At 72.6% G+C, this 4,846-nt stretch carries 3 protein-coding genes, 3 tRNA genes and 1 pseudogene; 5 read left to right on the top strand and 2 right to left on the bottom strand.

Annotation, left to right across the window (positions count from 1 at the left end; translation table 11 throughout):
* Positions 1-196 (bottom strand): annotated as a pseudogene (locus RWM17_RS12290) (tRNA(Ile)-lysidine synthetase); the annotation flags it as partial.
* 69 nt (positions 197-265) lie between these two features.
* Here RWM17_RS12290 and ppa point away from each other — a divergent pair.
* Positions 266-757 carry an inorganic diphosphatase gene (gene ppa / locus RWM17_RS12285; RefSeq protein ID WP_056057947.1) on the top strand — a complete coding sequence of 164 codons (492 nt, stop codon included), beginning with the start codon at positions 266-268 and terminating at the stop codon, positions 755-757.
* Between the two features lie 255 nt (positions 758-1,012).
* On the opposite strand, the gene RWM17_RS12280 is transcribed toward ppa, so the two are convergent.
* A complete protein-coding gene (locus tag RWM17_RS12280; RefSeq protein ID WP_314104052.1) occupies positions 1,013-2,305 on the bottom strand; it encodes a M23 family metallopeptidase in 1,293 nt (430 codons plus the stop codon).
* Between the two features lie 263 nt (positions 2,306-2,568).
* On the opposite strand from RWM17_RS12280, the gene RWM17_RS12275 reads away from it, so the two are divergent.
* From RWM17_RS12275 to RWM17_RS12260, 4 genes are all read left to right on the top strand, one after another.
* Positions 2,569-2,641, top strand: a tRNA-Glu gene (locus RWM17_RS12275).
* Between the two features lie 98 nt (positions 2,642-2,739).
* Positions 2,740-2,816, top strand: a tRNA-Asp gene (locus tag RWM17_RS12270).
* Between the two features lie 63 nt (positions 2,817-2,879).
* Positions 2,880-2,952, top strand: a tRNA-Phe gene (locus tag RWM17_RS12265).
* 276 nt (positions 2,953-3,228) lie between these two features.
* On the top strand, positions 3,229-4,752 hold the full coding sequence (locus RWM17_RS12260) for a glycosyltransferase family 39 protein (protein WP_314104051.1): 1,524 nt from the start codon (positions 3,229-3,231) through the stop codon (positions 4,750-4,752).
* Positions 4,753-4,846 lie beyond the last annotated feature (94 nt).

Below are 4,846 nucleotides of genomic sequence, written 5' to 3'. Positions count from 1 at the left end.
GGTCGACGACGACCGCACCCGCCGTGAGCCCGGCCCGTGGCGCCTCGAACGCGGTCGCCGCGGCGAGCGCGAGCGAGTCGGCGCCGCCGCTCAGCGCCACCAGCACCAGGTCGCCGGTCGCGAGGCCTGCGAAGGAGGCGCGGACGGCACGTCGGACGTCGGCGACGGCAGGGGTCAGGCGCGGTCTCTCGGGCATCTTGTAACGTTACCGGCAGCCGCCGACCGGCCTGGTCGGCGTGCCCCCGAGACTGAACCAGGAGCACCCATGGCCGCGTACGACGCCGTGATCGAGATCCCCAAGGGAAGCCGCAACAAGTACGAGGTCGACCACGAGACGGGTCGCGTCTACCTCGACCGCGTGCTCTTCACCGGCTTCGTCTACCCGACCGACTACGGGTTCTTCGAGAACACGCTCGGCCTCGACGGCGACCCCGTCGACGTGCTCGTGCTGCTCGACTACCCGCTGTTCCCGGGGGTGGGCGTCAAGGTCCGTCCCGTGGGCGTCTTCAACATGACCGACGACGGCGGCAGCGACGCCAAGGTCATCGCCGTCCCCGCGAAGGACCCGCGCTGGGAGCACATCCAGGACGTCACCGACGTGCCCGAGTTCCTCCGCAAGGAGATCGAGCACTTCTTCGAGCACTACAAGGACCTCGAGCCCGGCAAGTGGGTCAAGACCGAGGGCTGGGGCGACGCCGCCGAGGCCGAGGCCATCGTCGAGGCCGGCATCGTGAAGCTGGCGGCCGAGGGCCACTGACCCACGCCTCCCTGCACGACGAAGGGCCCGACGCACGAGCGTCGGGCCCTTCGTCGTCGCCCGTCGTGCGCCCGCCCGCCCCGCAGTCTCTGCTCCTCATTCAGGAACGTCGGTCCTGATCTTCGCGAGGAGAGGACGCGGGGTCCTGAACGGTGCATCCGTCAGGCAAACCGACCGCGCGGTTCCTGAATGACGAGAGCAGGAGGGGCCGGCCGGGACGCGAGGACGCGCAGCGCGGCCGGAGCGCAGCGGCCGCTAGAGGCGGATGCCCCGCGCCGACATGAACGGGACCGGGTCGGCCGCGACGCCGCCCTGCCGCGTCTCGAAGTGCAGGTGGCAGCCGGTCGAGTTGCCGGTCGAGCCGACGGTGCCGATCCGCTGGCCGACCTCGACGCGCTGGCCGACCGAGACCATGATGCCGCCGTTGACCTGGTGGCCGTAGCCGGTGCTGACGCCGCCGCCGTGGTCGACCTGGACGAAGTTGCCGTAGCCGCCCATCCAGCCCGCGTAGCTGACCGTGCCCGCGGTGGCGGCGAAGATCGGCGTGCCGCAGGCGGCGGCCAGGTCGGTGCCGGCGTGCAGCACGTACGCGTGGGTGACCGGGTTGACGCGCATGCCGAAGCCGCTGACGACGTTGCCGCCGGACGGGCGGGTCCAGCCCGCGCTCGAGATGACGCCGGCCGGGGTGCCGTTCGTCGGGCTTCCGTACTTGGCCGCCTCGGCTGCCGCAGCGGCCTCGGCCGCCTTGCGCGCCTCCTCGCCGGCCTGGAACTCGGCCTCGGTGGTCTGCAGGTCCTGCTGCAGGATCGCGAGCTGCGCCTCCAGCCGGGCCTTGTTGTCCTCCTGCTCGGCGAGCGCGTCGGCGGCGGCCTGTGCCGCCTCGTTCGCGGCGGCCAGGGCCACCCGGGCCTCGTCGGCGAGCTCCTCGAGGGCGGCGGCCGCGACGGCGGCCTGGTCGCTCAGTGACTGCGCGGTGTTCCTGTCCTGCGTGGCCTGCGAGTAGATGCCGTCGGCCTGCTCGGTGAGCTTGCTCATCGCGCCGAGCTTGTAGAGCAGCTGGCCCGCGTCGCCCGGGTCGGCGATGAGGCTGCTGCTGATGCCGTCGTTGCCGCCGGACCGTCCGAGCTGGGCGGCGAGCTGCCCGGCCCGCTCCTCGCTGGCGTCGGCGACCTTCGCGGCGTCGTCGGCCTGGGCCTGCAGCTGGGCGGTGCGGAACTGCGCGTCGTCGTAGGCGGTCTGCGCCGCCTGGAGCGCGTCGCCCTTCTGCCGGGCGTCCTCGTTCTTCGCGTCGAGATCGGCGTCGAGCTGGGTCAGCAGGGCCTGGAGCGTGTCGATCTCCCCCTGCTTCGCGGCCGTGTCGCCGCGGGCGGCCTGCACGTCGGCCCAGGACGGGTAGTCCGCGGCGTGGGCGGCCTGCGGCGACGCGACGCCGGCACCGACGAGCAAGGCGACGGCCGCGAGGGCGGCGGCGAGACGCGCGCCGTGCGGGCCGAGGTGGACGGCGAGGGCCGAGGAGGCGCGGTGCCGGAGGGTGCGGCTGGAGGTCATCGAGGTTCCGATTTCGTCGTGCACGAGGTCGAGCTCGCCCGGGAGGCCCGAGCCGTCCGATCGTCCGCCGATCTCGCGACCGACGAACTGTGGAGTACAGGTCGAAGGTAGACGGCCCCGTGCCGACCCGCCAGCAGGTCGCGCCCGGCGGCGAGTCGTGTCGAGCGGCGGCCGCCGCGGCGCCCGTCGAGACCGTTTTGCGCGGAGGGTCTCCGGTCTGTATGCTTGCTCCTCGGTTGCCTGTGGTTCCTCGTGGACCACTCGGCCCCATCGTTTAGTGGCCTAGGACACCGCCCTTTCACGGCGGCAGCACGGGTTCGAATCCCGTTGGGGTCACGGTCCGACCGAGAAGCTCCGGTTTCTCCTTCTGACCAGGTCCAGGTAGCATCATCACCAGCACGAAGCACCAGAAGTACCATCAGAAACACCAGTTTGGCCCTGTAGCGCAGTTGGTTAGCGCGCCGCCCTGTCACGGCGGAGGTCGCCGGTTCAAGTCCGGTCAGGGTCGCCAAGGCGAGTCACTCGTCTGGAGGGCACGTCCCTCCGAGAGACCAGCTCACGAGCTGGACTCCACGGCTGGGTAGCTCAGTTGGTAGAGCGTTCGACTGAAAATCGAAAGGTCCGCGGATCGACGCCGCGTCCAGCCACATCACGAAGCCCCCGGTCAAGCCGGGGGCTTCTTGCGTCGCTCTCCGGTCGTGGCCGCCGTCGTGGCCAGCCGCCCTGGACGCCAGGACGATACGCTCGGGACAGATGCTCGACAGCACGCACTCCTCCACCGCACCGACTGACGATCGAGAGGTCCACGGATCGATGCCGTGCCCCGCCACGCAGGCCTCCGCGACAGAGGGTCGCGCACAGGCGGGACCCGTGTCGTCTGAGGGCCCGGCGTCGTCCATCGGCCCGGCGTCGGCAGGAGCCGCGTGAGCATCGGCCACGACCCGGCCGTCGTCCCCTCGCGCAGCCGCTGGCTCGACCCGCTGCTGGCCGGCGTCGCGGCGCTGGTCGTCGGGTTCGCCGCCGCCTGGGTCCCCTCCTACTGGAGCGACGAGGCCACCACCCTCCAGGCCGCGCGCCTCCCCCTGCCCGCCCTGCTCGGGTTCCTCGATCAGCGCGACCTCGTGCACGGCGCCTACTACGTCTTCATGCACTTCTGGACGGGGCTGCTCGGCGAGAGCACGCTCGTCACCCGGCTGCCGAGCGCGGTCGCGGTCGGCGTCGTCGCGGCCGGCGTGCTCGTGCTCACGCGCATGCTCACCGACCGCCGCACGGCCCTGCTCGCCGCCGGCATCTCGGCGGTGCTGCCCCGCCTCACGCTCGAGGCGACCGAGGCACGCCCGTACGCGCTCACCGCGGCCGTGGCCGTCTGGCTCACCGTGCTGGTGCTCGTCGCCTCCCGCCGGCACCAGAGGAGGTGGTGGATCGGCTACGGGGCCGCCCTCGCCGGCGCGATCGTCACCTTCGTCCCGCTCGGGCTGATCGTCGTCGTGCACGGGGTGTTCCTCGTCCTCGCACCGGCCCAGCGCCGTCGTCGGGGAGCCCGCCACCGCCTCCTCGGCTGGTCCATCTCGACCGGCTCCGCGCTGCTCGCCTCGGCGCCGGTGATCGGCACCGTGCTCTCCGAGCGGACCAGGCTGCTGACGGCCGACGACCCGTCGACGGGCTCCGACATCACCTGGTACAGCGTGCTGGTCGAGCCGTGGTTCGCGACGTCCGTGGCGTGGGCGGCCATCGCCGTCGTGCTGCTGATCCTGCTCGGCACCCGCCTGCGGGACCGCTCGCGCACCCCCGGCAGCGTCGTGCTGCTCGGGGCGCTCTGGGCCGCGATCCCTGCGGGCCTCATGCTCGTCCTCGGCATCGTGCTCTCGCCCGTGTACCAGGCGCGGATCGTGACGTGGTCGTCGCCCGGCATGGCCCTGCTGCTCGCGGTCGCGATCACCGGGTTCCGGCGTCGGTGGATCAGCATCGCCCTCATCGCGCTGCTCGTCGTGGCCTCCGCCCCGACCTGGGTCGCCCAACGGCTGCCGGCGGCGAAGGGCGGCGGTGCGGACCTCGCGCAGCTCTCGACGTACATCGAGGGCCAGGCCCGACCAGGCGACGCGTTCCTGCTCGACGCCACCGGGACGGTCTCGACGAGGCCGCGCCAGGCCCTCTACGCGTACCCCGAACGGTTCGACCAGCTCGACGACCTGGCCTTCGTCCGCAGCGGCATCCCCGAGGGGCGCTTCACCGACGTCACGCTCGACCTGGAGGACGCCGACGACGCCGTCGTGCTGCGCGAGCGCCTCGACGGCGTCGACCGGCTCTGGATCGCCCGGCTGCAGACCGACGCGCTCGACGACGCCGACCGGCGCACGCTCGGCGGGCTCGGCTTCACGAACGCGCAGGAGCACCGCACGGCGCGCAGCGTCGTCTACCTCTTCGTCACGCCGACCGGCCGCGGCTGAGGCCCGGCCCGGGCTCCGGATGTCGGCGGGTTCCGGTCGCCCGCGGCGGGTCTCCGTCGCGTACGGCGGGTTCCGGTCGCCCGCGGCGGGTCCC

The sequence above is a fragment of the uncultured Frigoribacterium sp. genome (assembly GCF_963515265.1).
Classification (GTDB): Bacteria; Actinomycetota; Actinomycetes; order Actinomycetales; family Microbacteriaceae; genus Frigoribacterium.
This window is presented reverse-complemented; position numbering and strand designations above follow the sequence as displayed.

Coding starts and splice junctions, on each gene's coding strand:
- RWM17_RS12280 (WP_314104052.1), bottom strand. CDS start 2,305: ATGACCTCCAGCCGCACCCTCCGGCACCGCGCCTCCTCGGCCCTCGCC.
- ppa (WP_056057947.1), top strand. CDS start 266: ATGGCCGCGTACGACGCCGTGATCGAGATCCCCAAGGGAAGCCGCAAC.